Annotated in this window: 22 protein-coding genes; 17 read left to right on the forward strand and 5 right to left on the reverse strand. The window is 42.1% G+C overall.

Features of this window, described 5'->3' with window-relative positions:
* Positions 1-6: 6 nt before the first annotated feature.
* From G9X62_RS07745 to G9X62_RS07775, 7 genes are all read left to right on the forward strand, one after another.
* Entirely contained in the window at positions 7-1,755 is a 1,749-nt protein-coding gene (locus G9X62_RS07745) for an ABC transporter ATP-binding protein (RefSeq protein WP_223130158.1), read from the forward strand.
* Between the two features lie 104 nt (positions 1,756-1,859).
* Positions 1,860-3,536, forward strand: coding sequence for a dihydroxy-acid dehydratase (gene ilvD / locus G9X62_RS07750; protein ID WP_223130159.1), 1,677 nt, complete (start codon positions 1,860-1,862; stop codon positions 3,534-3,536).
* 82 nt (positions 3,537-3,618) lie between these two features.
* Entirely contained in the window at positions 3,619-5,361 is a 1,743-nt protein-coding gene (gene ilvB, locus G9X62_RS07755) for a biosynthetic-type acetolactate synthase large subunit (RefSeq protein ID WP_223130160.1), read from the forward strand.
* Positions 5,362-5,363: 2 nt separating this feature from the next.
* On the forward strand, positions 5,364-5,900 hold the full coding sequence (gene ilvN / locus G9X62_RS07760; RefSeq protein WP_223130161.1) for an acetolactate synthase small subunit: 537 nt from the start codon (positions 5,364-5,366) through the stop codon (positions 5,898-5,900).
* A 33-nt stretch (positions 5,901-5,933) separates the two neighbouring features.
* Positions 5,934-6,977: a ketol-acid reductoisomerase gene (gene ilvC / locus G9X62_RS07765; protein ID WP_223130162.1), complete on the forward strand. Its 1,044-nt coding sequence runs from the start codon at positions 5,934-5,936 to the stop codon at positions 6,975-6,977.
* Positions 6,978-7,045: 68 nt separating this feature from the next.
* Complete coding sequence (gene ilvA / locus G9X62_RS07770; protein WP_223130163.1) at positions 7,046-8,035, forward strand: threonine ammonia-lyase IlvA; 990 nt, start codon at positions 7,046-7,048, stop codon at positions 8,033-8,035.
* A 214-nt stretch (positions 8,036-8,249) separates the two neighbouring features.
* A complete protein-coding gene (locus G9X62_RS07775) occupies positions 8,250-9,389 on the forward strand; it encodes a 2-isopropylmalate synthase (RefSeq protein WP_223130164.1) in 1,140 nt (379 codons plus the stop codon).
* A 197-nt stretch (positions 9,390-9,586) separates the two neighbouring features.
* Here the strand turns inward: G9X62_RS07775 and G9X62_RS07780 are convergent, their stop codons facing one another.
* Positions 9,587-10,651, reverse strand: coding sequence for a mechanosensitive ion channel family protein (locus G9X62_RS07780; protein WP_223130165.1), 1,065 nt, complete (start codon positions 10,649-10,651; stop codon positions 9,587-9,589).
* Positions 10,652-10,761: 110 nt separating this feature from the next.
* On the opposite strand from G9X62_RS07780, the gene G9X62_RS07785 reads away from it, so the two are divergent.
* Both G9X62_RS07785 and lptC read left to right on the forward strand, forming a co-directional pair.
* The gene (locus G9X62_RS07785; RefSeq protein ID WP_223130166.1) at positions 10,762-12,069 is read left to right on the forward strand and encodes a hypothetical protein; all 1,308 of its coding nucleotides are present in this window, start codon (positions 10,762-10,764) and stop codon (positions 12,067-12,069) included.
* A 9-nt stretch (positions 12,070-12,078) separates the two neighbouring features.
* Entirely contained in the window at positions 12,079-12,621 is a 543-nt protein-coding gene (gene lptC / locus G9X62_RS07790) for an LPS export ABC transporter periplasmic protein LptC (RefSeq protein WP_223130167.1), read from the forward strand.
* Here the strand turns inward: lptC and G9X62_RS07795 are convergent.
* The 4 genes from G9X62_RS07795 to recN all read right to left on the reverse strand — a co-directional run bounded on the left by G9X62_RS07795 (position 12,618) and on the right by recN (position 15,721).
* On the reverse strand, positions 12,618-12,986 hold the full coding sequence (locus G9X62_RS07795; protein ID WP_223130168.1) for a c-type cytochrome: 369 nt from the start codon (positions 12,984-12,986) through the stop codon (positions 12,618-12,620). The two genes, lptC and G9X62_RS07795, sit on opposite strands and share 4 nt — an antisense overlap.
* Positions 12,987-13,093: 107 nt before the next feature.
* On the reverse strand, positions 13,094-13,708 hold the full coding sequence (locus G9X62_RS07800; RefSeq protein ID WP_223130169.1) for an SCO family protein: 615 nt from the start codon (positions 13,706-13,708) through the stop codon (positions 13,094-13,096).
* On the reverse strand, positions 13,683-14,063 hold the full coding sequence (locus G9X62_RS07805) for a hypothetical protein (protein ID WP_223130170.1): 381 nt from the start codon (positions 14,061-14,063) through the stop codon (positions 13,683-13,685). The genes G9X62_RS07800 and G9X62_RS07805 overlap by 26 nt, the downstream gene beginning before the upstream one ends.
* Entirely contained in the window at positions 14,060-15,721 is a 1,662-nt protein-coding gene (recN, locus tag G9X62_RS07810) for a DNA repair protein RecN (protein ID WP_223130171.1), read from the reverse strand. Before recN ends, G9X62_RS07805 begins: the two co-directional genes overlap by 4 nt.
* A 143-nt stretch (positions 15,722-15,864) precedes the next feature.
* On the opposite strand from recN, the gene sucD reads away from it, so the two are divergent.
* The 8 genes from sucD (at position 15,865) to G9X62_RS07850 (ending at position 24,462) form a co-directional block, all read left to right on the forward strand.
* Entirely contained in the window at positions 15,865-16,743 is an 879-nt protein-coding gene (gene sucD, locus G9X62_RS07815) for a succinate--CoA ligase subunit alpha (protein ID WP_223130172.1), read from the forward strand.
* Between the two features lie 70 nt (positions 16,744-16,813).
* On the forward strand, positions 16,814-17,929 hold the full coding sequence (locus G9X62_RS07820; RefSeq protein WP_223130173.1) for a hypothetical protein: 1,116 nt from the start codon (positions 16,814-16,816) through the stop codon (positions 17,927-17,929).
* Positions 17,930-18,022: 93 nt separating this feature from the next.
* Entirely contained in the window at positions 18,023-18,802 is a 780-nt protein-coding gene (locus G9X62_RS07825) for a uroporphyrinogen-III synthase (protein ID WP_223130174.1), read from the forward strand.
* Between the two features lie 64 nt (positions 18,803-18,866).
* Complete coding sequence (locus G9X62_RS07830) at positions 18,867-19,856, forward strand: PorP/SprF family type IX secretion system membrane protein (protein WP_261345505.1); 990 nt, start codon at positions 18,867-18,869, stop codon at positions 19,854-19,856.
* 154 nt (positions 19,857-20,010) lie between these two features.
* The gene (porK, locus tag G9X62_RS07835) at positions 20,011-21,162 is read left to right on the forward strand and encodes a T9SS ring complex lipoprotein PorK/GldK (RefSeq protein WP_223130176.1); all 1,152 of its coding nucleotides are present in this window, start codon (positions 20,011-20,013) and stop codon (positions 21,160-21,162) included.
* Positions 21,163-21,196: 34 nt separating this feature from the next.
* Positions 21,197-21,934, forward strand: a complete 738-nt coding sequence (gene porL / locus G9X62_RS07840; RefSeq protein ID WP_223130177.1) for a type IX secretion system motor protein PorL/GldL — start codon at positions 21,197-21,199, stop codon at positions 21,932-21,934.
* A gap of 2 nt (positions 21,935-21,936) precedes the next feature.
* Positions 21,937-23,529 carry a type IX secretion system motor protein PorM/GldM gene (gene porM / locus G9X62_RS07845; protein WP_223130178.1) on the forward strand — a complete coding sequence of 531 codons (1,593 nt, stop codon included), beginning with the start codon at positions 21,937-21,939 and terminating at the stop codon, positions 23,527-23,529.
* Between the two features lie 12 nt (positions 23,530-23,541).
* Positions 23,542-24,462, forward strand: a complete 921-nt coding sequence (locus tag G9X62_RS07850; protein WP_223130179.1) for a gliding motility protein GldN — start codon at positions 23,542-23,544, stop codon at positions 24,460-24,462.
* Positions 24,463-24,491 lie beyond the last annotated feature (29 nt).

Raw genomic sequence — 24,491 nt, forward strand, 5'->3', positions numbered from 1 at the left:
ACAAATATGAAATTATTACTGAATTATTTAAAAGTATACCGCTGGCGCGTGGTGGGGGCCTTAGCCCTGGCAGCCACGAACCAGATCTTCTCCTTGATGGATCCCTATATTTTTAGGAAGATCATCGACGATGTGGCGGCGGTGTACCGCTCGGATACCCACACGATGGACCAGTTCGTGGCGGCGATTTGGCCTTTAGCCTTAGCGTCCGTGGGCGTGGCTTTCGTGAGCCGGGTAGCGAAAAACTTTCAGGATTATTTCATTAATACGGTTACCCAAAAAGTAGGTGCAAACCTCTATTCAGACGGCATCCGCCACTCTTTAGAATTACCTTACGAGACGTTTGAGGACCAAAGATCAGGCGAAACCCTAGGCAAGCTCCAAAAAGTTCGTACCGACGTCGAAAAGCTGATCACCCTTGGAATCAACATTCTATTCCAATCCATCATTGCCTTGATTTTCATCTCGGTCTATGCCTTCTCGGTGCATTGGATGGTGATGCCCCTTTTCTTAATCACAGGGCCACTAATCGGTTATGTATCGTCTGTATTAAGTAAGAAGATCAAAGTGATTCAGATCGAAATCGTGAAGGAATCGACTGGGCTAGCAGGATCAACGACGGAATCCTTGCGCAATATCGAGCTGGTGAAATCTTTGGGTTTAGCAGAGCAAGAGATCGCACACTTAAATGCGACAACGGAGAAAATTCTGAAATTAGAGTTAAAGAAAGTGCGCTATGTACGTTCGATGGCCTTTGTCCAAGGAACCTGCGTGAACTTGTTACGCATGCTGATGGTGGTCGTGTTAATCTACTTGATCTACGAAGGAAAGATCACGATCGGCCAATTTTATTCGTTAAACATCTATTCGTTCTTCTTATTTAACCCCTTGCAAGAGATTGGTAATGTGGTGAATACCTACCGCGAGGCAGAGGTGTCTCTCCAAAATTTCGAGCAGGTATTAAGTATTCCTTCGGAGAAGAAGCCTGCTAACCCGAAGGCGATTTCTTCTATTCAGGAATTGAAGTTCGATCACGTTTCATTCAAACACCAATCTGCTACGACGGAAGCGTTGGACGGAATCACGTTCTCCGTTAAAGGCGGCGAGACGATAGCTTTCGTGGGGCCTTCAGGCGCCGGAAAGTCGACTTTAGTTAAGCTACTAGTAGGTTTATACCGTCCCAAAAAAGGTCAGGTATACTACAACGGCGAACCAAGTGACGCGATTGATTTCGATGAGTTGCGCAAGAAGATCGGTTTTGTAACCCAAGACACACAATTGTTTTCCGGTTCGATCCGCGAGAACTTGTTGTTCGTTAACCCGAACGCGACGGACGCACAATGTATGGCCGTGTTAGAAAAGGCTGCTTGCCAAACTTTACTAGCCAGAGCCGACAAAGGATTAGATTCCTTGATCGGTGAAGGTGGAGTGAAAGTGTCCGGAGGCGAGAAGCAGCGCTTGAGTATCGCGCGCGCTTTGTTGCGTGACCCTAATTTATTGGTTTTTGATGAGGCGACTTCAGCGTTGGATTCTTTGACAGAAGAAGAAATATCCGAAACCATTCGTTCTTTATCCGTTGATACGGAGCACCTTACGATCTTAATTGCCCACCGTTTATCCACAGTGATGCACGCGACGCGGATCTATGTGCTAGAGAAAGGACAGATTGTAGAACAGGGCTCGCACGACGATTTAGTGGCGAGCAAAGGATTGTATTTTGCGATGTGGAGACAGCAGGTAGGAGAAAACAAATAATTAATTTTGCTTTTTCTATAATTGCCAAAGATTCTTTGGCATAATTAACCTGTCTACAAATCGAATTGCGTATATTTGTTGTTTGAAAAAATTTCTTAAACCCTATGTCATTAAATAAGTATTCACGGACATTAACTCAGGAAGTATCTAATCCCGCTGCGAAAGCGATGCTCTACGGTATCGGCTTAACAAGCGAGGATATGAACAAAGCCCAAATCGGTATCGCAAGTACAGGTTACGAAGGCAATACCTGTAATATGCACTTGAATGGCTTATCTGTTCACGTGAAAAAAGGGATCCAAGAGAATGGAATGGTCGGTTTGATCTTCCACACGATCGGGGTTTCAGACGGAATGACCAATGGAAATGACGGGATGAGCTATTCTTTGCCATCGCGTGATATCATCGCAGATTCGATTGAAAATGTAGTAGGCGCACAATGGTATGACGGCGTCATCGCGGTCGTAGGTTGTGATAAGAATATGCCTGGCGCTATGATGGCGATGGCGCGTTTGAATCGCCCAGGGATGCTGGTATATGGCGGAACGATTCGCAGCGGTTCTTACAAAGGAGAAAAATTAGACATCGTTTCGGCCTTCGAAGCTTTGGGAAAAAAATATGCAGGAACCATATCTGACGAGGATTATGAAGGCGTTATTCGCAATTCAATCCCGGGAGCAGGAGCCTGCGGCGGTATGTACACAGCGAATACGATGGCTTCTTCGATGGAAGCGATGGGCTTAGTACTACCTAATTCATCGACGTATCCAGCCACGCACGAAGGCAAGAAAGAGGAGTGCTTAGCGATAGGCGCGGCGATGAAAGTGTTATTAGAAAAAAACATCTGTACACGTGACATCATGACGCGTAAGGCATTCGAGAATGCGATGACGGTGGTGATGGCCTTAGGAGGTTCTACAAACGCGGTGCTTCACTATTTAGCGATTGCACACGCTGCTGGAATCACGTTTACCTTGAAAGATATCCAAGATATTTCAGATCGCACGCCTTTGATCGCAGACTTAAAGCCAAGTGGTAAATACTACATGGAAGATGTATTAGCGATCGGTGGAATGCCAGCGATTTTGAAATATTTACACAGTGTGGGCTTGTTACACGGAGATTGTTTGACGGTGACAGGAAAGACGATGGCGGAGAACCTTGCGGAGGCTCCTGACTTGAATTTTGACACACAAAAAATTATTTTCCCTATCACTCAACCTTTGAAACCAACAGGTCACTTGCAGATCTTGTATGGTAATTTAGCTCCAGGCGGTGCCGTGGCGAAGATTACTGGTAAGGAAGGTGAGCGTTTTGAGGGTATTGCTAAAGTGTGTGAGCGCGAAGAAGAGGTCATCGAATACATCTCGAAAGGCGAAATTAAAGCAGGTCACGTCATCGTGATTCGCAACGAAGGTCCTAAAGGTGGTCCAGGGATGCCAGAAATGTTAAAGCCTACTTCGGCCGTAATCGGTGCTGGTTTAGGAAACTCGGTGGCGATGATCACCGATGGTCGCTTCTCTGGAGGAACACATGGTTTCGTGGTAGGACACGTAACACCAGAAGCACAAGAAGGTGGTCCAATCGGCCTGGTAAAAGACGGGGATAAAATCACGATTGATGCGGTGAACAATACCTTGGTATTGCACGTATCGGATGAAGAATTAGCAGAACGCAAGAAAAATTGGAAGCCTATTGAGTCTCCCTTTAAGCAAGGCGTTCTTCGCAAATATATTAAAAACGTATCCTCTGCTAGTCAGGGATGTGTGACGGATTTATAAGAAAATAATTTTTTTATCTATCCAGAAGGCTTAAATTGGGCTTTCTATTACATTGAGACAGAATTTTTGAAAATTGTTAACCATGGGACAAACCCTAACTCAAACCGAAGCAGCTAATCAACCTGGCCAAAAGAAATTTTTGTCAGGCGCCCAAGCTATCATGCAATCATTGGTAGAGCAGGGTGTGGACACGATTTTTGGTTACCCTGGTGGGGCCATTATGCCTACCTATGATGCGCTTTACGATTACCAAGATCGCTTAAAACATATTTTAGTTCGTCACGAACAAGGTGCAGGACATGCCGCTCAAGGTTATGCTCGCATGTTAAATAAGGCGGGGGTCTGCATGGTGACTTCTGGTCCTGGAGCTACGAACTTAATCACGCCTATCGCGGATGCGATGTTGGATTCTACGCCTTTGGTGTGTATCGTAGGTCAAGTAAAAGGAAATTTATTAGGAACGGATGCGTTCCAAGAATGCGATTTGATTGGTATCTCCATGCCTGTGACGAAGTGGAACTACCAAGTTGTAGATGCGAATGAGATCCCAGAAATCATGGCGAAAGCCTTCTACATCGCAGAAACAGGGCGTCCTGGTCCCGTTTTAATTGATATTACACGTACGGCTCAGACAGATATCATGACTGTGTCTTTCGAATACAAACCTTGCAAGTCGATTATTTCCTACAAACCACGCGTAGAGCCTAAGGCAGAGCATGTGGAGGCTGCAGCGAAATTAATCAATGGTGCAAAACGCCCTTATATTTTAGCCGGTCACGGTATTATTATTTCTGGTGCTGAAAAAGAATTGAATGATTTCGTGGATAAAACGGGCATTCCGGTGGCGACAACCTTATTAGGAATGTCTTCTATGGATGCGGATCACCCGCTTTATGTGGGCTGGCCGGGTATGCACGGAAATTATGGTGCGAACGTATTGACGAATTCTTGCGATGTTTTAATCGCAATCGGGATGCGTTTTGATGACCGAATTACGGGAGATTTAGCGACTTACGCGAAGCAGGCGAAAGTGGTTCACATTGAAATCGACCCGAGTGAAGTAGATAAAAATGTGAAGGCAGATGCTCCAGTTGTAGGGGATGCGAAGGCTGCACTTCAGGCGTTGTTGCCTTTAGTGAACAAGGCGGACCACAGCGAATGGAGAGCTGAATTCAAGAAATACGACGACGAAGAGTACGAAAAGATCACGAAGAAAGACTTGTTCCACGAAGGGGATAAGATCAAAATGGGTGAGGCCGTCAATCTGTTGTCGAATAAGACAAAAGGAGAAGCCGTAGTCGTAACAGACGTAGGGCAACACCAAATGATTACGAATCGCTATTACCGATTCAAAAAACGCAATTCGATCGTTACTTCGGGAGGCGCAGGAACCATGGGCTTTGCCTTGCCGGCTGCGTTTGGTGCGAAGGTAGCGGTGCCTCAGCGCGAGGTTGTAGCGGTCATCGGTGATGGTGGTTTCCAAATGACATTGCAAGAACTAGGTACCATCGCACAAAGCGGTTTGCCAGTGAAAATAATCATCTTGAATAATAACTTCTTAGGCATGGTGCGCCAATGGCAGCAACTGTTCTTTGATAACCGTTATTCATTCGTTGAATTGCAGAATCCAGATTTCATTACGATTGCGAAAGGTTTTGGCATTGCGGGTCATACCGTTTCGAATCGAGCGGAATTGAGTGATTCATTAGATACTTTATTGAATTCAGATAAGCCTTATCTGTTAGAAATCGTTTGTGAAAAAGAGGAAAATGTATTCCCCATGGTACCTGCAGGTGGCTGTGTAACCAGTGTGAGGCTAGAATAATTATGTTAACGAATTACACTATTTCTGTTTTTACCACCAATACGGTCGGTTTATTAAATCGCATCACGATTATTTTCACGCGTCGTCGAGTAAATATCGAGAGTTTGACGGTTTCTGAGACAGAGCGTAGAGGCGTATCACGTTTTACGATTGTGATTAAGCACGAAAATCGAGAATTCGTTGAGAAATTAGTTCGCCAAATCCGTAAAGTAACCGACGTTCTCGCGGTGTTTGGTTACCTAGATGACGAAATCGTATTTAACGAAATCGGCTTATTTAAGATTGCCACTCCGCTAGGAGGTACTCCGGTGGATGTAAAGACGATTAATTTAGATTGGAATGCGAAGATTGTGCATTTTGGCCTTGATTATGTAGTCGTGGAAAAGAATGGCTCTGAAGAAGAAATTCAAGAGTTTTATGCCTATTTAAAGAAATGGGAAATTTTAGAGTACGTTAAGTCGGGTCGTGTTGCCGTAGGTAAAACAGAGAAAGGCTTAGTGGAGTTTTTGCCGGAAGAAGGCAATTGGGAAATTGTATAATCGAACAAAGAATATAAATTAAATAACAAAAAAATGGCAAAGATTAATTTCGGTGGAGTTGTTGAAGACATCGTAACAAGAGAAGAGTTTCCATTAGAGAAAGCTAGACAAGTATTAGCAGACCAAACGATCGCCGTGATCGGATATGGAGTTCAAGGTCCAGGACAAGCGTTAAACATGAAAGACAATGGTCTAAATGTAATCGTAGGTCAACGTAAAGGTAAAACTTATGACAAAGCTGTCGCTGACGGTTGGGTTCCGGGTGTAACTTTATTTGAAATCGAAGAAGCGTTAGAAAAAGGAACGATCATTTGTTACTTACTTTCAGATGCCGCTCAAATCGAGTTATGGCCTACAGTAAAGAAATATTTAACGGCTGGAAAGTCTCTTTATTTCTCTCACGGTTTTGGTATCACCTACAAAGAAAAAACAGGAATTGTTCCTCCAGCAGATGTGGACGTATTCTTAGCTGCACCTAAAGGTTCAGGAACTTCATTACGTCGTTTATTTGTAGCCGGTAAAGGTTTGAACTCTTCGTTCGCTGTTTACCAAGATGCATCAGGAAAAGCACGTGAAAAATGTATCGCAATGGCGATTGGTGTAGGTTCAGGCTATTTATTCGAAACTGATTTCTACAAAGAAGTAACGTCTGACTTAACAGGTGAGCGTGGAACATTAATGGGAGCTATCCAAGGTATCTTCGCTGCACAATACGACGTATTACGCGCGAACGGTCACTCTCCATCAGAAGCTTTCAATGAAACTGTGGAAGAATTAACACAATCGTTAATGCCATTAGTGGCTGAGAACGGAATGGATTGGATGTATGCAAATTGCTCAACTACGGCACAACGTGGTGCATTGGATTGGTGGAAGCCATTCCGTGATGCAACTAAGCCTGTATTCGAGCAATTATACAACTCAGTGAAAACTCAAGCGGAAGCTGAGCGTTCTATTACTTTGAATTCTCAACCGGATTACCGTGTGAAATTAGATGCTGAATTGAAAGAAATGGCAGATATGGAAATGTGGAGAGCTGGTGCTGCAGTACGTAGCCTACGTCCAGAGAATAACTAGTTTTTTCTAGTGTTTGAAAAAGGGTAGACAAGCAATTGTCTACCCTTTTTTTGTTAATTTTGGGGCGCATGGAATTTAACAAACTACAACACGTTCCTAGCGTCACAGAAATAAAACAAGTAGCGGAGCAGCTAAAAGGGGTCATCTCAGAGACGCCTTTAGAATTCTCGGCCTCTCTTTCTGCGCGCTATGGGGCAAATATCTATTTAAAGCGCGAAGATTTGCAGGTCGTTCGCTCCTACAAAATTAGGGGAGCCTACCACAAAATCACTAACATTCCCTCGGAGTTAAGATCGAAAGGGGTGGTGGCTGCGTCTGCAGGTAACCATGCGCAAGGAGTTGCTTTAGCCTGTGCGTTACTCGGAATTCAAGCTCACATTTTTATGCCTAAGTCGACACCTTTGCAGAAGGTGGAGGCGGTCCGTTTTTTCGGAAAGGAAAAGGTGCGTATTTACTTGGTGGGAGAGACTTATGATGAGGCCTTCGCAGCATCACGGAAATTCTGCGAGTCGAACGGCGCCATTTATATTCCTCCGTTTGATGATTTTGACATTATTGCGGGTCAAGCCACGGTTACTTTGGAGATTTTGGATGCCTTGCCAGTGGCACCTGATTTTTTGTTTTTAGCTATAGGCGGTGGCGGATTAGCGGCCGGGGCTTCATTAGTATTGCCCTCTTCTACTAAGTTGATAGGAGTGGAACCGGCGGGTGCACCGTCGATGCAGCAGAGTTTGGCCGCTTCAGAAGTGGTGGTGCTGGATGAGATTGATCGTTTTGTGGATGGAGCCTCTGTGAAGCAGGTAGGTTTGAAGACCTTTGCTATTTGTGCCAAAGGCTTAGCTCGCATGTTAACCGTATCTAAAAAAGCTCTTTGTCAAACCATGCTTGATCTCTATGCATTGCGTAGCATGATCGTAGAGCCAGCTGGTGCTTTAAGTGTGGCTGGTCTTGAAGAAATGGCAGAGGAAATCAAGGGGAAAACGGTAGTTTGTGTCATCTCTGGCGGAAATTTCGATCCAAAACGCTTTCCAGAGATTAAATCTCTAGCCTCGGCTTAAAAAAATCCAAAATTTTATATTCTGACGTCTTTTTGTATTTTAGATTAATTGTCTTATTAAATAGATTATAAAAGATTATTAGTAGTTAAATAATCTTATTTACCTTAATTTTTAAGATTTTTAATCTATACTCTGTACTCTCTAATCTCTCATCTCCTTGCTTGCAAACTGAATTAGGTGTAATTTCACAACGAAATAAAACACCTTAAATAAGATGAGTAACCGCATTCAGATTTTTGATACCACCTTACGTGATGGCGAACAAGTTCCCGGCTGTCAATTAAACCGAGAGGAAAAAGTAGAAGTTGCTTTACAACTCGAGTTACTAGGTGTAGATATCATTGAAGCCGGTTTTCCGATCTCATCTCCCGGTGATTTTGCCTCTGTTCAAGCCATATGTGATGCCGTAAAGGAGCCCACAGTTTGCGCCTTGACTCGTGCTAAAAAAGAAGATATCGACGCAGCTGTTGCTGCCTTAAAAACGGCTCGCAAACCTCGTATTCATACAGGAATTGGTTCTTCAGACGTACATATCAAACATAAATTTAATTCGACACGCGAGGAAATTATCGAGCGTGGCGTTTGGGCGGTAAAGTATGCCAAATCCTTTGTGGAAGACGTCGAGTTCTTCGCTGAAGACGCAGGCAGGGCTGACTTAGCTTTTTTGGCACAATTAACACACGAAGTAATCAAAGCCGGTGCAACAGTCGTCAACTTACCAGATACAACGGGTTATTTATTGCCGCACGTCATGCACGAGCGTATCAAATATTTATACGAAAACGTAGATAACATTCACCAGGCTACGATTTCAATGCACAATCACAACGATTTAGGTCTTGCTACTGCAAATACCATCGCCGGTATTCAAGCAGGTGCTCGTCAAGTCGAAGTAACGATAAATGGAATTGGAGAACGCGCCGGAAATACCTCTTTGGAAGAAATTGCGATGATTCTAAACGTGCACAAAGATTTAGGATTTACAACAGGCATCAAGCCAAAATATCTTTACCCTACCAGCACATTAGTTTCTAACTTAATGGGCATGCACGTACAGCCAAACAAGGCCATCGTAGGTGCAAACGCTTTCGCTCACTCATCCGGTATTCACCAAGATGGTTTCTTGAAGCACGCTCAAAACTATGAGATTATGAATCCGGAAGACGTGGGAGTTTCCTCGTCTGCGATTTTATTGACCTCTCGTTCAGGCCGTGCCGCCTTACGCCATCGCTTGACTTTACTAGGATTCGATTTCGAAAAACCAGAATTAGATAAGATCTACACACGCTTCTTGTTGATGGCGGATGAGAGAAAGATGATTCATGATGAGGATCTACGTGAATTAGTAGGTTGATTATTTGTTATTTAAAACAGAAATCGTGCTGCGCAATGATTTCTAGTTTTAAACACCAATATAATCACTACTAGATTCCTTCGGACTCTATCGCTAAAAAAGGGAACTACTGTTCCCTTTTTTTTATGCCACCTTTATGCTTTATTCTTTGTGCTTTCCTACGGACTCATTCCCTCCGGACTCATTTCCTCCCGCCGCTACGACCTCGCCATCACGATCTTCTCTTTCTCTAACACCTTTAATATACCTAAATTAATGGCCTGTTTTGTTGCCTGAAACTTAGCGAAGTCTTTGGTTTGGACGAAATATGTCACGGAAATATCAATGGAATAGGCTCCAAAACCTTCGAAAATAACCTTAGGTGCTTTTTTCTTACATAAAGGTTCTTCTTGGATGAATACTTCAATCGCTGCGATAGCTGCTTCGATTTGTGTTGGCTTAGTATTCAATTCGCATTGGATGGTATATTTTGCACGTCTATAATCGCGTTCGCTCATGTTTTCGAGCGATTGTGATGTTAATAGGCGATTAGGGACTAAAATTAAATTGCCATCTGCTCCTCGGATTCGGGTGCTTCTAAATCCAATTTTTTCTATATCTCCGCTGATGGATCCTATTTGGATATTATCACCTACGACAAATGGGAGGTCAAGGAAAATGGTGAAAGAGGCAAATAAGTTTTCCAATGTTTCGCGAGCAGCTAAAGCTAAGGCTAAACCTCCAATTCCTAGTCCAGTAATTAGGGCTACCACATCCACTTCGAAAACGCGACCTAGGAAAACAAATCCAGCGGCCGTGATAATAAAGACCATTGACAAATCGTTCAGGAAGGGAATGAATTGTTGTTTCGATTTTTGATCTGCGCCATTCCACTTTTCTTGAGCAACTAAAATAATGACTTTCATTAGGCGCACAATAACCCAAGTGATGGTGAAAATTACGGCTGATTCAAAGGCTTTTTCAATGAGGTAGAGTAAGCCGAAATTCTCCATTGGTTGAATATTCCAGGCAGATGGGACGTGGAGGTTTTGGACCGCAAAATACAAGAAGATCCAAAAGATCAGTAATTCAAATGGTTTGCGAATGAGTTGCACGCAATCTTGAATCGAAATAGATTCATCTGGCAGAAATCGGTATACAATCTTTGAAAAGGAATTAGAGAAAAAACGTCTTAAGATAAAACTGATTAAAATAATCCCTCCGAAAAGGAGTAAATCCCATGCTGAATTATCTAAATAGATTCCGTTTTTTAATTCCTCCATCGTTCACTTTATTAATTTTGAGTTCAAATATAGCTAATAACTTAGTCGAATGTGAAATAAAATTACGACCTTTACACACTAGTATTCCCAAAAGGGAGGATTTTAATTTTATGAATTTTATTTCTTTGAATCAGCCTACAGCCCTTCCGAAAACACTTCGTTCTCTATTAATCGTATTGTTTTTGTCGGTTAGCCCCGCACTTTGGGCGCAGACGATCTTGAATTCGCCTTATTCCTATTTAGGTATGGGTGAAATTCAAACAGGAGACAATGTGACCCAAATGATGATGGGTGGAATCGGCGTTTCTAATTCAAATGGAATCTATACGAATGTGGTTAATCCAGCCTTATTAGCGAGAAATCGTTGGACTAATTTAGAAGTAGGTATTAATACAGAATACAAAACTTTGCAGGATTATCGTCAACAGCAAAAGGTTTTTGGAGGTAATTACCAATCTTTGAATTTGACTTTACCTGTGACTAGTCGTTGGACTATGTCTGTTGGTATTCGCCCGCATTCGGCTGTAGAATATGAAACCAGATCTTATCGTCGCCTTAATTTACTAGGAGTGGATAGTTTGATTTATAGTTATAAAGGTAGTGGAGGTGTTAGCAAAGTATCTATTTCAAACGGTGTACGCCTGTTTAAAGAGTTTTATGTAGGACTACAAATGGATTATTTATTTGGTCAAGTAAACCGTAATGTGGCAACCCAAAACATGTCTGATGGCCAATATTATAAAGTTCAATTAGAGGATCTAACTTCTTACTCTGACGTTCAATTTAAGGCGGGATTTGCCTATCGTCTGAAATTGAAGAATGATATGTTTATCAACGCAGGGGCCACGTTGGATCTAAATTCAACTCTGAATGCAAATCAGGTGAAGCGATTTGCGACCATGGATCTTTCGGGTCTTACAGTGATCAATGCAGACACACTTGAAAAGTCTTCGAAATTTGTTCAGCAGATACCAGTGGCGAAACGTTTTGGCTTAAGCATCGAAAAAGCAGCTAAATGGATGGCTGGGATCGATTATAGCTATACTGATTGGAGTAAGGTAAATAATAATTTAGGCCGCACAGCTGCGTTACCAGCTTCGCACAAGGTGTCTGTGGGTGGTGAATATACACCAGATATTGAATCTGTTTCTAGTTATATCAAACGTACAACCTACAGATTAGGAGCTTCCTATGAAAAAACGGCCTATGACTTTTTGGGGAATGGAAAGTATGCAGTAGATAAGAACCTAAGTTTTGGTGTTGCTTTACCGCTTCGCAATCTTTCCTTCTTGAATATCGCCTACCAAGTGGGGCGCCGTGGTTTGATCACTGATAACGGGATGGAAGAACAATACCACCGATTGACTTTAGGTTTGACCTTCAGTGATTTATGGTTCCAAAAGCAGAAAATCAACTAATTTTCTCCAATGCGCAATTCGAGCTTCCTCTTTTTGCTCTTCATAATTAGCACTATTTTTTCTTGTCGCGAAAAAGCGGACGATTCGAAAGCAGTTTATTTAGGCCCTAAGTCAGAATTGTTTGGTATTGATATGGTGTATTCTGATTCGGCCAGAAAAGTAGTTCGAATGGTTACGGAGGAACAATTGACTTTGGCTTCGGAAGATCGGGTTTACCCGAAAGAGATGAAGCTTTGGTTCTATGATAAAACAGGAAAAATCACCTCGGAAGTGCGTGGTGATTCAGCTCATTTCTATCGCCAAAAAAACACCTACAAACTCATCGGCCACGTGGTTATCCACAACATAGAAAAGGAAGAAACTTTAAAGACAGATGAATTCAATTGGTTGCCTGTCGAAAAACGAATCTTCACAGACAAGGCGATTCAATTAAGAACACGCACAGAATTAGTGAATGGGGTAGGGCTTGATGCTGCACAAGATTTCTCTTCTTATTCCTTACGCAAAGTCCGAAATTCAGTCGTAGCAGTAGAAGGGATGCCTACAAACTAGCGGCAGTTTTGCAAGGCTAACTTTACGCTGTCAGCAGGATAAATTTGTTTTTTACCTCCCCATTTTTCGCGCATGTAGGTCACGAGCTCTGCGATATCTAATGCTTGTAGTTTCGGATTAGCCGGCATAAAACCATTTCCCTTTTTGCCATTCTTTAATAAGCAGGCCAAAGCCTCAGGACTCAATTTCGTTTGTTGAATAGACGGATACAAATCACGCAATCCTGATCCATCTGCTTGGTGGCAATTCTCGCAATTCGCCTTGTAAAGTGCCATCCCCTCAACGGAATACTGTTGTTGGGTGATTTCTTCTTTGCTTTGGCAAGAGAAAACAAATGGGGTGATTAGAAGAAGTAAGTATTTCATATTTTTTTAAGATTATAGAGAGGAGAGTATAGAGCAGAGATAAAAAATACTCTCTACTCTATACTCTCTAATCTATTTTAAAAGAGCAGTAAAATCCTCAAGGGATTTTACTGCTCTTTTAAAAGCACTTCCATATCCTCCAACAAATGATTAACCTCCGTTTCCACGGTCCCATCATAAATACCTCGGACGTGTCTGTTTTTATCAACTAATATAAAAGCACCGCTGTGGACAAATCCACCAGCCTCGTTTGGGTCTTCTTGCGCAGATACCATGTAGCTTTTTTGGCCTAATTTATAAATTGCAGCCTTATCTCCCGTCAACAAATTCCATTTAGGGGCTTGCACTTTTAATCGCGTCGCATAATCTTTGAGAACGGAGGTGTTATCAAAATCCGGATCTATGCTGTGTGAAATGATTCGTACCTCGTCACGTTCTTTATAACGCTCATAAATGCGCAACATTTGCGTTTTCATTTTAGGGCAAATGGTGGGGCAAGTGGTGAAGAAAAAATCGGCCACATATACTTTGCCTTCCACGTCTTTCTCTGTAACAAAAACAGAATCTTGGTTTAAAAACTGAAAAGCAGGTATTTGGTGATATACCGTGTCGCCTTTTGCATTTACCTTTTTAGGGCCCATAAAAGGCAATTTTTTCTCTTGTGAACAGGAGAAAACCACAACAGCTAAAGCAATACTAAGGACGATATTTTTGTGCCGCATCTAGAGTCGAATCTGTTAATTTTTGAAGTTCAGTTAATTGCGTGTATTGGTTCTTCAGGTAAATCACCTTGGTATTTACATCCATTTTTCCCAAACTATCAATCGAGAACTGGTGCATCCAATCCATCATCGATTGGTCTGCCTTGTCTAATGAACGAATCAGCGTGCGCACATGCGTGGAGTCTGCGCCTGTTGAAAGGCTGTCTAATTTTGATTTCAGGGAAACGATTTGTTCCGTTTTGGGCATTAATACATCGTGTAATCCGAGGACTTTCGCTTGTAATTCTTCGCTAAGTTTTTCTTCTGCCTGAGAGCATCCTACAAAAAGTAGGCTGAGTGCGATCCATTTTTTCATTCGTGGGATTGGATTAAATTCCGAACATTATCGAGTAAATCTTTATAACCTTGTTGTCCACCGATCATTTTGGCGATTTCTTCTACGCGTTCGTCTTCTTTTAACTCACGAAGGTTAGAAACAGTTTTCGATCCCGCGTGATCTTTGTAGACAAACCAGTGTTTGGATCCTGCCGCTGCGATTTGCGGAAGGTGAGTAATGGCGATGATTTGGTGTCCTTGACTCATTTGGCTGAGCATTTGGCCCATTTTGATGGCGATTTCTCCGGAAACACCCGTGTCAATCTCATCTAAAATTAAAGTAGGTAAGGCTCTTTTCTTCGCTAATAAATGCTTAATCGATAGCATCAAGCGACTCATCTCACCGCCAGAAGCGATTTGCTTGAACGGTTTAGGGGCTAAACCTTTGTTGGCAGAGAAAAGTAGCTGAATTTTATCTGAGCCATTGGCAGCTAAATCTTTGGCCGTCATCTCCCAAGCTAAATTCGCATTCGGAATACCTAAGGACTGCAAAGAAATGACAAGAGCCGTGGATATCGCATCTAAAACGGCAGAGCGAGACGAAGATAAGTCCGCAGCTGCAGAAGTGGCAAGTTTAAAATCGGCTTCTACTCGTTCCCGAGCTTCGACTAACAAGGTATCCATCGATGAATATTGAGAAAGTCTTACATCAAGCGATTCGACCAGCGACATTAATTCTGAAACGTTAGACGCTTGGTATTTTTGCAATAAGCGATTCAATAAGTCTAATCGCTTTTGTTTTTGTTCTAATTCTAAAGGATCGTAAACGAAATCTTCCGCCTCACCTTCGACTTCTGCACCTAAGTCTTTTAATTCAATCCAAATCGATTCGATGCGTGTTTTCCAGTCTGAAAAATTTTCACCCCATTTACTTAATGCAGTGGCTTGTTGCAGGGCGATGCGACTTTGGTGTAATGCAGAAACCTCGGAAACACTTAGCGCTTGCGCTAAAATGGCCAATTTCTCCTGAATTTGTTCGGCGTTTTGCAGTTTTTGTACCGCTGTATCTAAAGCTTCGTACTCGCCCTCTTTTAACTGGGCTTTGCTTAATTCATCAAATTGAAATTGAATGAAATCTAGTTCCTGGGTTCCTTTAGTGGATTCTTGTTCTAATATACGTAGCGCGGAAACACTAGATGACCAGGCGGAAAATGCTGAAATATACTTTTTTCTTAAGGCTTCGTTCTGCGCATAAGCATCCACCATATCCAGCGTAAAATCGGGATGAGACATCCACCACGTATCTTGTTGGGAGTGAATATCCACTAATTCGTTTCCGATTCGTTTTAATGTTTCGAGGGTAACTGGGGTGTCATTCACGAAACTGCGCGATTTTCCTTGTGGGTTGATTTCTCTGCGAATGAGGCAGGGCTCTTCGAAATCGATTTCCTCTTCTTCGAAAACCGATTGTAAATTCGGAAAATTCACGAGTGAAAATTGGCCCTCAATGATGCATTTTTTGGAGGTATCAAAGAGGCTTTTGCTGTCTGCTCTTTGGCCTAATAGTAAGGAGATTGCCCCTAATAAGATGGATTTCCCAGCACCTGTTTCCCCGGTAATCACCGTCAATCCACCTGTCAAATGCAGGTCGAGCTGTTCGATCAACGAGTAGTTTTGGATATGAAGGTGCTTCAACATAGGAAAGGCATCAAAGTTCGAATTTACGCAAAAAAAATTGTTCGCATTTTTATTTCGTCTATCAATCAGGATTTTGATAATTTTTATCAATATTTTGTACCTTTGGAAAAATTTTTCGCCTACGTTATTATAACCCCTACGAAATGAGTGTTTTAGTAAATAAGAATTCAAAAATTATTGTTCAAGGTTTCACCGGAACTGAAGGATCTTTCCACGCGGAGCAAATGATCGCTTACGGAACCCAAGTGGTAGGTGGTGTTACACCCGGAAAAGGTGGCGCTAAGCACTTAGATCGCCCTATTTTTAATACAGTAGCAGATGCAGTTGCTTCTACAGGAGCTGATACATCAATCATTTTCGTTCCACCAGCATTTGCTGCGGATGCGATTATGGAAGCTGCGGATGCAGGAATTAAAGTCATTATTTGTATCACGGAGGGTATCCCTACGAAAGATATGATCGTGGCGAAAGAATATATCTCGAACTTCGAGACTCGTTTGATCGGACCTAACTGCCCAGGCGTTATGACTGCTGACGAATGTAAAGTAGGTATCATGCCAGGCTTTATCTTCCAAAAAGGTCGTGTAGGTATCGTTTCTAAATCAGGAACGTTAACGTACGAAGCAGTAGATCAGTTAACAAAAGCAGGTTTAGGCCAAACAACGGCGATCGGTATCGGTGGTGACCCTATCATCGGGACAACAACGAAAGAAGCGGTTGAATTATTAATGAACGACCCAGAAACAGAAGGTATCGTGATGATCGGTGAGATCGGTGGCGGTATGGAAGCGGAAGCGGCTCGTTGGATTAAAGCAGATGGTAACCGCAAGCCAGTGGTTGGTTTCATTGCTGGCCAAACAGCTCCGAAAGGACGTCGTATGGGTCACGCAGGTGCAATCATTGGTGGTGCTGATGACACAGCAGAAGCGAAGATGAAGATCATGCAAGAGTGTGGAATCCACGTGGTTTACTCTCCAGCGGATATTGGCGAGACGATGATCAAAGCATTAGCTGCGAAATAATTTGAATTAATTTCAAGGAATGATTCCTTTCTTTTTAAAATCTGCTCATTTGATTCCTTCGCGGAAAACGATGAGCAGATTTTTTTTATGGGCTTTATTACTCTTAGCGGGAACCAGTCAGGCCGCTTGGAAAAAGGTCTATTCTTTTGATCGAGATTGGTTAGTATACCAGGAAGCTTGGAAAAGTTTCTTGCCTTATGTCTCCTCGAAGCATTACAATTACCATTCGAAGTCCTTGGAATTACATCCGGAGGATTTCCCCAAAGCCTATCTGGCCATTCACCCGAAAGAAAATTACCATCTTTTCTTGCAAGGCACCTTGTTCAAGGCGGTTAAGAAGGGGGAAACCTTTCGAATGCCTTTGGATAGCTTGAAGAGCAAGGTTATTTTAACGGTTTACGCTGAAAATCTGGAAGGGTTGCCAGGTGATTTTGTTATCGAACGCGACGAATTAGTAACTACAAAGGCCCAAGCGGATTTTTTCTCCTTAGAAACGCGTTCAGGCTCGGTGTATTCTAATTTTTTCTTACTGAGTATTGTGTCGTTGATTTTCTGTTTAGGAGTCTTGTTTGCTGCTTATCCTCGCGTTTTCGCCTCTTTTTTCCGCTATTCGGATTGGATCAGGTGGGAGGTAAAAGATGAGGTTTGGATGAGACGCCCTTTTGCCTTGCCTAATCTCTTAGTTTTATTTACGCTTAGTTTGCTGATAAGTTGTTTGGCATTTTTAACCGGGATGAAAACGGGTGTAAAAGAGGAGTTCTTTAGTAATCCGGAGAATTTTGTCAAAATTTGGCCAAGCCTGTTTTTCATATTCTCCAAATTAGGTCTTTCCTTCCTCCTCTTCATTTCACGCTTCTTTGTGTACTACCTTTTTACGGATCTTTTCAAGTTAAAAGGTTTAGCGAATGTCCATTATTTTAAATCGCTTCAGACGAACTTGCAATTTTTCGTGATCTTGTTTGCGGTACTTTGTTTGTATTCGGTTTACCTAGGTCCAGCCACCACGATTGATTTCAGTGTTTTTAGTTATATCGTTGACGCTTATTTCATTATTCGTTTTTTCTATTTTTTCCAATCTTTCCGTCGGAGTTTTTCCTACAATCAACTGTTCTTATTTACCTACCTCGTTTTGATAGAAGGACAGATTATCTTGTTTGGTATCAGGGAATTAATTTTTCCAGGTTAACATTTAGTGCAGTATAATCTTCTGTGAAAAAATGTCGTATATTTGCACTCTGAATTTTAAGGCTGGTGTTTTTCCGGTCCAAATTGATTGATTATGAGTAAAACTGCAACCGAAGAAACGAGTCGTTTAAAGAAAGTAAAGAGTATTTTAGTGACACAATCTGCGCCTGCAGATGCTAAATCACCCTACTTTGAGATCGAAAAAAAGTACAATGTGAAGGTTGATTTTAGACCTTTCATCGAAGTACAAGGTATTGCTTTTAAGGATTTTAGAAAGCAAAAGATCGAAATCCTTCAACACACAGCTATTATTTTCACGAGTCGTCACGCGATTGACCACTTCTTCCGTATGTGTAAGGAGGCGAAAATCGAGGTGCCTACGGATATGAAATACTTCTGTATCACAGAGCAAACGGCGAATTACCTACAAAAATATATCGTTATCCGTAAACGTAAAGTATTTACCGGAACGAAGACAGCCTTAGATCTATTGGAAATCATTAAGAAACATAAGACCGAGAAATTCTTGTTCCCTTGTTCAAATAAGCGCCAAAAAGACCTTCCAGACTACATGGGTACAAATGACTTCCAATTAACGGAAGCGGTGATGTATGAAACTGTATCAGCAGACTTATCTGATTTAGAAGAAGTTTTCTACGATGTGATCGCTTTCTTTAGCCCATCAGGAATCACTTCCCTTTTCCATAACTTCCCAGACTTCAAGCAAAACAATACTCGTTTAGCTGCTTTTGGTCCTACTACAGCACAAGCTGTAGTCGATGCGGGGTTGATTGTTGACATTCAGGCGCCTATGCCTAATGCGCCTTCGATGACCGGTGCCCTCGAGCATTACATCAAGCAAGTAAATAAATAATAAAAAAGCCTCTTTCGTTGAGGCTTTTTTATTATTTTTAGCCTACCTATTTTTCATCCAACGAATGACGCGTAAAACAAGCCTAGTTAATTGGTGCTTTTCCCTACCTGTAGGGATATTTTTGCTTTTCATAGCAACCGCCTCATTTGCTCAGCAAAGTCCACAATTCAGCATTTTTTCGGCGAATTCGAATATTGTGAATCCAGCATTTTCCGGTTGGAAGACGAATAATTACGTCGCTCTTCAAATCAGAGATCAATGGTCCGGTTATACTACTTCGAACGATGGGTCAGGAAGATTAGGAACCACGTGGCTTTCAGGTTCATTTGGTATTAGCCCAAAAGGAGGTTTAGGTGTTCAGTTTTATTCAGACAAAACACCATCTGGAGTTTCTCAACAATTGATTCAATTTCAAGGATCCTATCATTTAACGAAGGGCAATGGACTTTGGTCCTTTGGTCTATCGCTTGGATTACAAACCAAAGCCTTTGATGGTCGTGCCTTCCGAGTGCGAGATCCGAATGACCCCGTGGCTAATTTAGTTTCTGGATCCGCCGTTAGCCAAACCCATCCTGATTTTGGTCTGGGTGCCGTTTATTCTACCGATACTTGGCAGCTTGGACTCACAGCAGATCACTTAACGGCCCCTCGTTTTGATTTTGATGGAGGCACAGCATCTATGCCATTGGACCGTGTTTTTGCCTTACATGGTAGCGCGGAAATTCCTCTGAGTGATTACTTTGATTTATTGCCTTATGCACTCGTTCGCTATTATTCAGGCCAAATAGTGCCCGAAGGAGGCGCCAGAGTTTACTACAATAAACTAATTTATGCTGGAGCGGCCTATCGAAATGGGGATGCTGCGATCGGTTTAGTGGGTGTGTCGATTCTTCAAAATAAGTTAGATATCGGTTATTCTATGGATATTACTACTTCTAACACATTGAATAAGAAGCCCTTGTCTCACGAAGTATTTTTAAGGTTTAGAATACCCGAAAGAACCATTCGGCAGAAGCCTGCACCTATTCGAACACCTAGGTTTAGGATTTTATAGTAGGGCCAAGGAAAATTATGTTGAAACCTATCCAATTGTTAGAATATTCCTTTAAATTTGAGGAATTTGTTAATTCTGTGAGGGGATTATTTTTGATTAAAGGCAATTTTTAATGTGCCATAACGTTTAGAAAAACAGAAATTTAAAAAGGTATATGAATTTTCATAATCTGAATAAGAAAGTAGTCTGGCTTTTGTCCCTGGTTGTCCTAACCAGCGTGTTAGCCAGCTGCGGTTCTAAAAGCAATACAGGTGGAAAGACGTTGAGTTCTTCTAAAAGTACGTCTAAGTCATCTAAATCGAAGGGTTTAAAAGGTTTGTTCTTCAAACCTGCTACAGAAGATCCCGGTGTATTTAATGGAGAAATCGTTGCAGTAAACCGCAAAGGGTGGTCTCAGCCTACACCATTTGGTATGGTCCTAGTGCCTTCAGGAAGTTATTTGATGGGTCAAGGGGATGAAGATCCATCTCGTTCTGCTATCAATTTTCCGCGTCGTGTGACTGTTTCAGCCTTTTTTATGGATGATACAGAAATCACGAATTATGAATACCGTCAATTTGTGGAATCTCTGTTGCGTGATTCATTATCCGTTTTAGGAGAGACTAAAATCATGTCGGATTACTACCCTGATACAACGCGTTGGGCTGAAGATTTGAAAATGCCAGGTTATCAGACGCGTGATTTTACCTATGGTGATCCAATGACGGAGAACTATTTTTCTAGCCCTGCTTTTGATATGTACCCAGTGGTGGGCGTTAATTGGTCTGCTGCGAAGTATTTCTGTGATTGGCGTTCTAAATTGATGAATAGCTACCGTAGAACACAAGGTTTAGCTAATCTTCCTCGTTTCACCTTACCTACGGAATCAGAGTGGGAGTGGGCGGCTCGCGGTGGACGTGCTTCAGCGAAATACCCTTGGGGTAATCCGTATTTATCGAATGCAAAAGGCTGTTTGTTAGCGAATTTCAAACCTCACCGCGGAAATTATGATGCGGATGGATACGAATATACGGCTCCAGCGAATGCCTACAGTCCCAATGATTATGGCTTGTACAATATGGCCGGTAATGTAGCGGAGTGGTGCGAAGATGCATTTGAAGAAAATGCTTCTGCTGTGACTTGGGATTTGAACTCCATAAACCGGGATGCGAATAATCCACGTAAAGTGGTTCGAGGTGGTTCTTGGAAGGACATTGGTTACTATTTAGAAACGGGTACACGTACCTTTGAATTTGAGAAAAACAAAAGATCCTATGTAGGGTTCAGATGTGTGATGCGTTACTTAGGCCGTCCAGCATCTAGATAATTTAAACCGAAATCTATTATTAAGAATTAACAAAATGGAAAAGTCGATTAATGTAATTGCCAGTTTTGGTGCCGCTATCGTAATTGTAGGAGCGCTATTTAAGATTTTACACTGGTCCGGTGCGAATGAGATGTTAATGGTGGGGATGTTTACGGAGGCCGCTATCTTTATTTTGTTTGGCGTTCTTTATTTGAAATCGAAAGAGGAAAAACACTATGACTGGGAAAAGGTGTATCCAGAATTAATGGGAGAAGCTCCACGTCCTGCTGCGGCGCGTCACACGGGTGATGTTCCAGGCTTAGATGCAGAGGCGGTGGCTCATTTGACGAAAAGCTTGAAGTCATTAACGGATACAGCGAACAGCTTGTCTGAGATTTCTAAGGCAACTGGTGCGACTCAAGATTTTGTTAAATCATTGAACTCTTCTGCAGAATCATTAGGTGGCTTGAACAAGTCAGTTTCTGAGGCTTCTCAATCGTTAGCTACTATTTCAGCTTCTTCATCTGAAGCAGCTAAATACACGCAAAATTATGCGAAGGCTGGAGAATCTTTGGAAAAATTAAACGCCGTATACGAAGCGGAAATCCAAGAAGCGAGCAAGCACATGAAAGCAATCAACGGATTCTACGGTAATGTGAATGCGAGCGTTGAGCATATTGCAGCGACTCAAAAAGATGCAGAATTATTCAAGGCAGAATTAGCGAAATTAAACGCGAACATTCAATCCTTGAACCAAGTATATGGTAGTATGTTAACAGCTATGAAAGGCTAATTATGGCAAGTTTAAAAGAGACCCCCCGGCAGAAAATGATCGGGATGATGTATTTGGTATTAACTGCCTTGCTCGCTTTGCAAGTTAGTGATGCCTTATTACAGAAATTTGCCCTTTTGAATAGTAGTTTGGAAATGGCAAATCAATCATCCCTGAACAAAAGTAAAGGTATGGTGCAAGGAATTGAGGAGCGAATTAAAGATCTCCCTAATCCTGCGGCCTATGCGGATGTATTGAAAAAAGCAAATGAAGTGCGTCGTATTACTGATGCTCTAGTAGGTCATATTGAGAATATCAAAGGCAAAGTATTAGAAGCAGCGGGTGGTATTGATCCAGAAACTGGTAATATCAAGAATCCGAAAGAGGAGGAAAAGATTTATGAAATCATGGTGGGAGGAACAAAACAAGGAGAGGCGTATAAGCTTGTTCCGATGTTTGACAAATACCTGAAGGATTTAACGCTTGCAGCTGATCCAGGGACTAAATTCCCCTCCTTAGCTTTATCTGCTAAAGAAGATCCGATCGCCAGCAAAGATGCAAATCAAGCGAATAAGGATTTTGCAGAATTGAATTTTGAGCACACGCCAGTGGCCGCGGCTTTAGCAACCCTATCTCAAAAACAGTCAGAAATTCGTCGTTACGAATCAGAGGTGTTGAATCAATTAGCGGGAAAAGTAGGAGCGAAAGAGATTAAGTTCGACAAGGTTTTTGCCCAAGTATCAGCGAATGCTAATACTGTCGTTGCGGGTATGGAATACCAAGCAGAAGTATTTATTGCAGCTACTTCTAGTGGTTTTACTCCACGCATGAGCTATAATGGTTCACCTTTACAAGTGGTGGATGGACGTGGACAAATCAAATTCAAAACTTCAGGTGGTGGATACGATGCGAATGGTTTAGCGAAAAAGACCTACACGGCGTCAGTTTCATATATGAGCCCTGCGGGTCCTAAGACGGAATCGATTACGAAAGAATATTTTGTCTTGAAACCTACGTATAATATCGAAACGGGAACGTTGCCAGCGCTATATTTAGGCTGTGCTAACCGTTTGAGCGTGGCGAGTGCTGGTTTAGGTGCGCTTTGGAACCCAAGCTTTACAGCGGAAGGTGGAGAGGCGATTGCTGGTTCTAATAAGGGGAAAGTGACGATTGTTCCTACTGCAGCCACTGTAACATTGAACGTAAACAATGCAGGGACTTTATTAGGTAAGGAGACATTTAGAGTTCGTCGTGTACCAAGACCTGAAATTAAGATCGTTGGTTCCTCTGGTGCAGAATTGAATGATAAAAGTGGTGAGAATTCTGCAAGTTTACGTTTTGTGAATGCTAAAGCGATTGCAGATGAGTCATTTGCTGCCACGAATCCGGAGGATGCAAATTACCGTGTCTCTGAAATCGAGGTAGCCTTAGCACGTGGAACGAAACGTGTAGCATCGATTACTTTGCCAGGTGGAGGATCGATTTCTTCGTTAGCTGGTCAAGCGCAAGCAGGAGATCGCTACCGTATTGAAGTGAAAGGGGTACAACGTAAGAATTTCAAAGGAACGGTAGAGACGATACCTTTTTCATTCGTCAAAGTGATTCCATTGAATTAACCGTATTGATTTATGAAGTTGAAATATAGTTTATGGGTAGTGATTTGTCTGGTGTCTTTCGGTGCTTGGGCACAGGAAACGTCGGTTAATCCTAATCCCAATTCGGCACATCCGATTGATGAAGCTGATATTCAATACCGTGCGCAAATTTGGCGTAGAATGGATTTGAATGAGAAGATTAACCAACCTTTCTTTGCAGAGAATAACCAAATCTCTAAGTTCCTTATAGACGGAGTGAAGGCGGGACTATTGACTCCTTATTCGAATGATTCACTCAATACGAAATTAAGTCTTGAGCAGTTTTTGGACCGCTTGAAATTGAAAGGTAAATTAGAGAACGGCGGATTAACGGCCGAGGAAATTGCGGCTGGTTTCGGAGGTGACACTAAGCCTGCTGCGGTACCTGCCTCAGGTGGTGGAGCAGATGATGGCTGGGGTGGTACAAAAAAAACAGAAACCTCTAAGGCGGAAAAGCCAGTGGTAGATGATTTTGATAAAGGCCCAGTAGTGGCTGGAGTTGAATACTACATCCCGAAGCAATTATCAATTTTAGAAATCAAAGAAGATGCGATTATTGATCGCAAGCGTTCCCGTTTGTATTTTGATATTCAGGCGATTACGTTGAAAATTCCGGCATCACAATCTGATGCTGGTTTAGAAGATATTGTGGCTTCTTTCCGCTTTAAAGATGTGTATAAGTACTTTAAGAGTAACCCCAATTGTATTTGGTTTAATTCTACGAATGAAATGCAACATCGTAATATGGCAGATGCTTTTGATTTACGCTTTTTCAGCGCTCGCATTATCAAAAAAGGAAATGCGGCTAATAAAGATATTTTCGATCAATTTGGGGATGGAAAAGAAGCCTTGAAAAAATCACAAAAATTAGAGCAACAGCTACAAGATAAAGAGGCTGAAATGTGGGAGAATTAATGCCCATAATCTTATTTTAATACAATTTA

The sequence above is a fragment of the Aquirufa lenticrescens genome, from assembly GCF_019916085.1.
In the GTDB taxonomy this organism is placed as follows: domain Bacteria; phylum Bacteroidota; class Bacteroidia; order Cytophagales; family Spirosomataceae; genus Aquirufa; species Aquirufa lenticrescens.

Bases quoted from the DNA above. Each gene is read 5' to 3' on its own strand.
- G9X62_RS07745 (WP_223130158.1), top strand. From the start codon at position 7: ATGAAATTATTACTGAATTATTTAAAAGTATACCGCTGGCGCGTGGTG.
- ilvD (WP_223130159.1), top strand. From the start codon at position 1,860: ATGTCATTAAATAAGTATTCACGGACATTAACTCAGGAAGTATCTAAT.
- ilvB (WP_223130160.1), top strand. From the start codon at position 3,619: ATGGGACAAACCCTAACTCAAACCGAAGCAGCTAATCAACCTGGCCAA.
- ilvN (WP_223130161.1), top strand. From the start codon at position 5,364: ATGTTAACGAATTACACTATTTCTGTTTTTACCACCAATACGGTCGGT.
- ilvC (WP_223130162.1), top strand. From the start codon at position 5,934: ATGGCAAAGATTAATTTCGGTGGAGTTGTTGAAGACATCGTAACAAGA.
- ilvA (WP_223130163.1), top strand. From the start codon at position 7,046: ATGGAATTTAACAAACTACAACACGTTCCTAGCGTCACAGAAATAAAA.
- G9X62_RS07775 (WP_223130164.1), top strand. From the start codon at position 8,250: ATGAGTAACCGCATTCAGATTTTTGATACCACCTTACGTGATGGCGAA.
- G9X62_RS07780 (WP_223130165.1), bottom strand. From the start codon at position 10,651: ATGGAGGAATTAAAAAACGGAATCTATTTAGATAATTCAGCATGGGAT.
- G9X62_RS07785 (WP_223130166.1), top strand. From the start codon at position 10,762: ATGAATTTTATTTCTTTGAATCAGCCTACAGCCCTTCCGAAAACACTT.
- lptC (WP_223130167.1), top strand. From the start codon at position 12,079: ATGCGCAATTCGAGCTTCCTCTTTTTGCTCTTCATAATTAGCACTATT.
- G9X62_RS07795 (WP_223130168.1), bottom strand. From the start codon at position 12,986: ATGAAATACTTACTTCTTCTAATCACCCCATTTGTTTTCTCTTGCCAA.
- G9X62_RS07800 (WP_223130169.1), bottom strand. From the start codon at position 13,708: ATGCGGCACAAAAATATCGTCCTTAGTATTGCTTTAGCTGTTGTGGTT.
- G9X62_RS07805 (WP_223130170.1), bottom strand. From the start codon at position 14,063: ATGAAAAAATGGATCGCACTCAGCCTACTTTTTGTAGGATGCTCTCAG.
- recN (WP_223130171.1), bottom strand. From the start codon at position 15,721: ATGTTGAAGCACCTTCATATCCAAAACTACTCGTTGATCGAACAGCTC.
- sucD (WP_223130172.1), top strand. From the start codon at position 15,865: ATGAGTGTTTTAGTAAATAAGAATTCAAAAATTATTGTTCAAGGTTTC.
- G9X62_RS07820 (WP_223130173.1), top strand. From the start codon at position 16,814: ATGAGCAGATTTTTTTTATGGGCTTTATTACTCTTAGCGGGAACCAGT.
- G9X62_RS07825 (WP_223130174.1), top strand. From the start codon at position 18,023: ATGAGTAAAACTGCAACCGAAGAAACGAGTCGTTTAAAGAAAGTAAAG.
- G9X62_RS07830 (WP_261345505.1), top strand. From the start codon at position 18,867: ATGACGCGTAAAACAAGCCTAGTTAATTGGTGCTTTTCCCTACCTGTA.
- porK (WP_223130176.1), top strand. From the start codon at position 20,011: ATGAATTTTCATAATCTGAATAAGAAAGTAGTCTGGCTTTTGTCCCTG.
- porL (WP_223130177.1), top strand. From the start codon at position 21,197: ATGGAAAAGTCGATTAATGTAATTGCCAGTTTTGGTGCCGCTATCGTA.
- porM (WP_223130178.1), top strand. From the start codon at position 21,937: ATGGCAAGTTTAAAAGAGACCCCCCGGCAGAAAATGATCGGGATGATG.
- G9X62_RS07850 (WP_223130179.1), top strand. From the start codon at position 23,542: ATGAAGTTGAAATATAGTTTATGGGTAGTGATTTGTCTGGTGTCTTTC.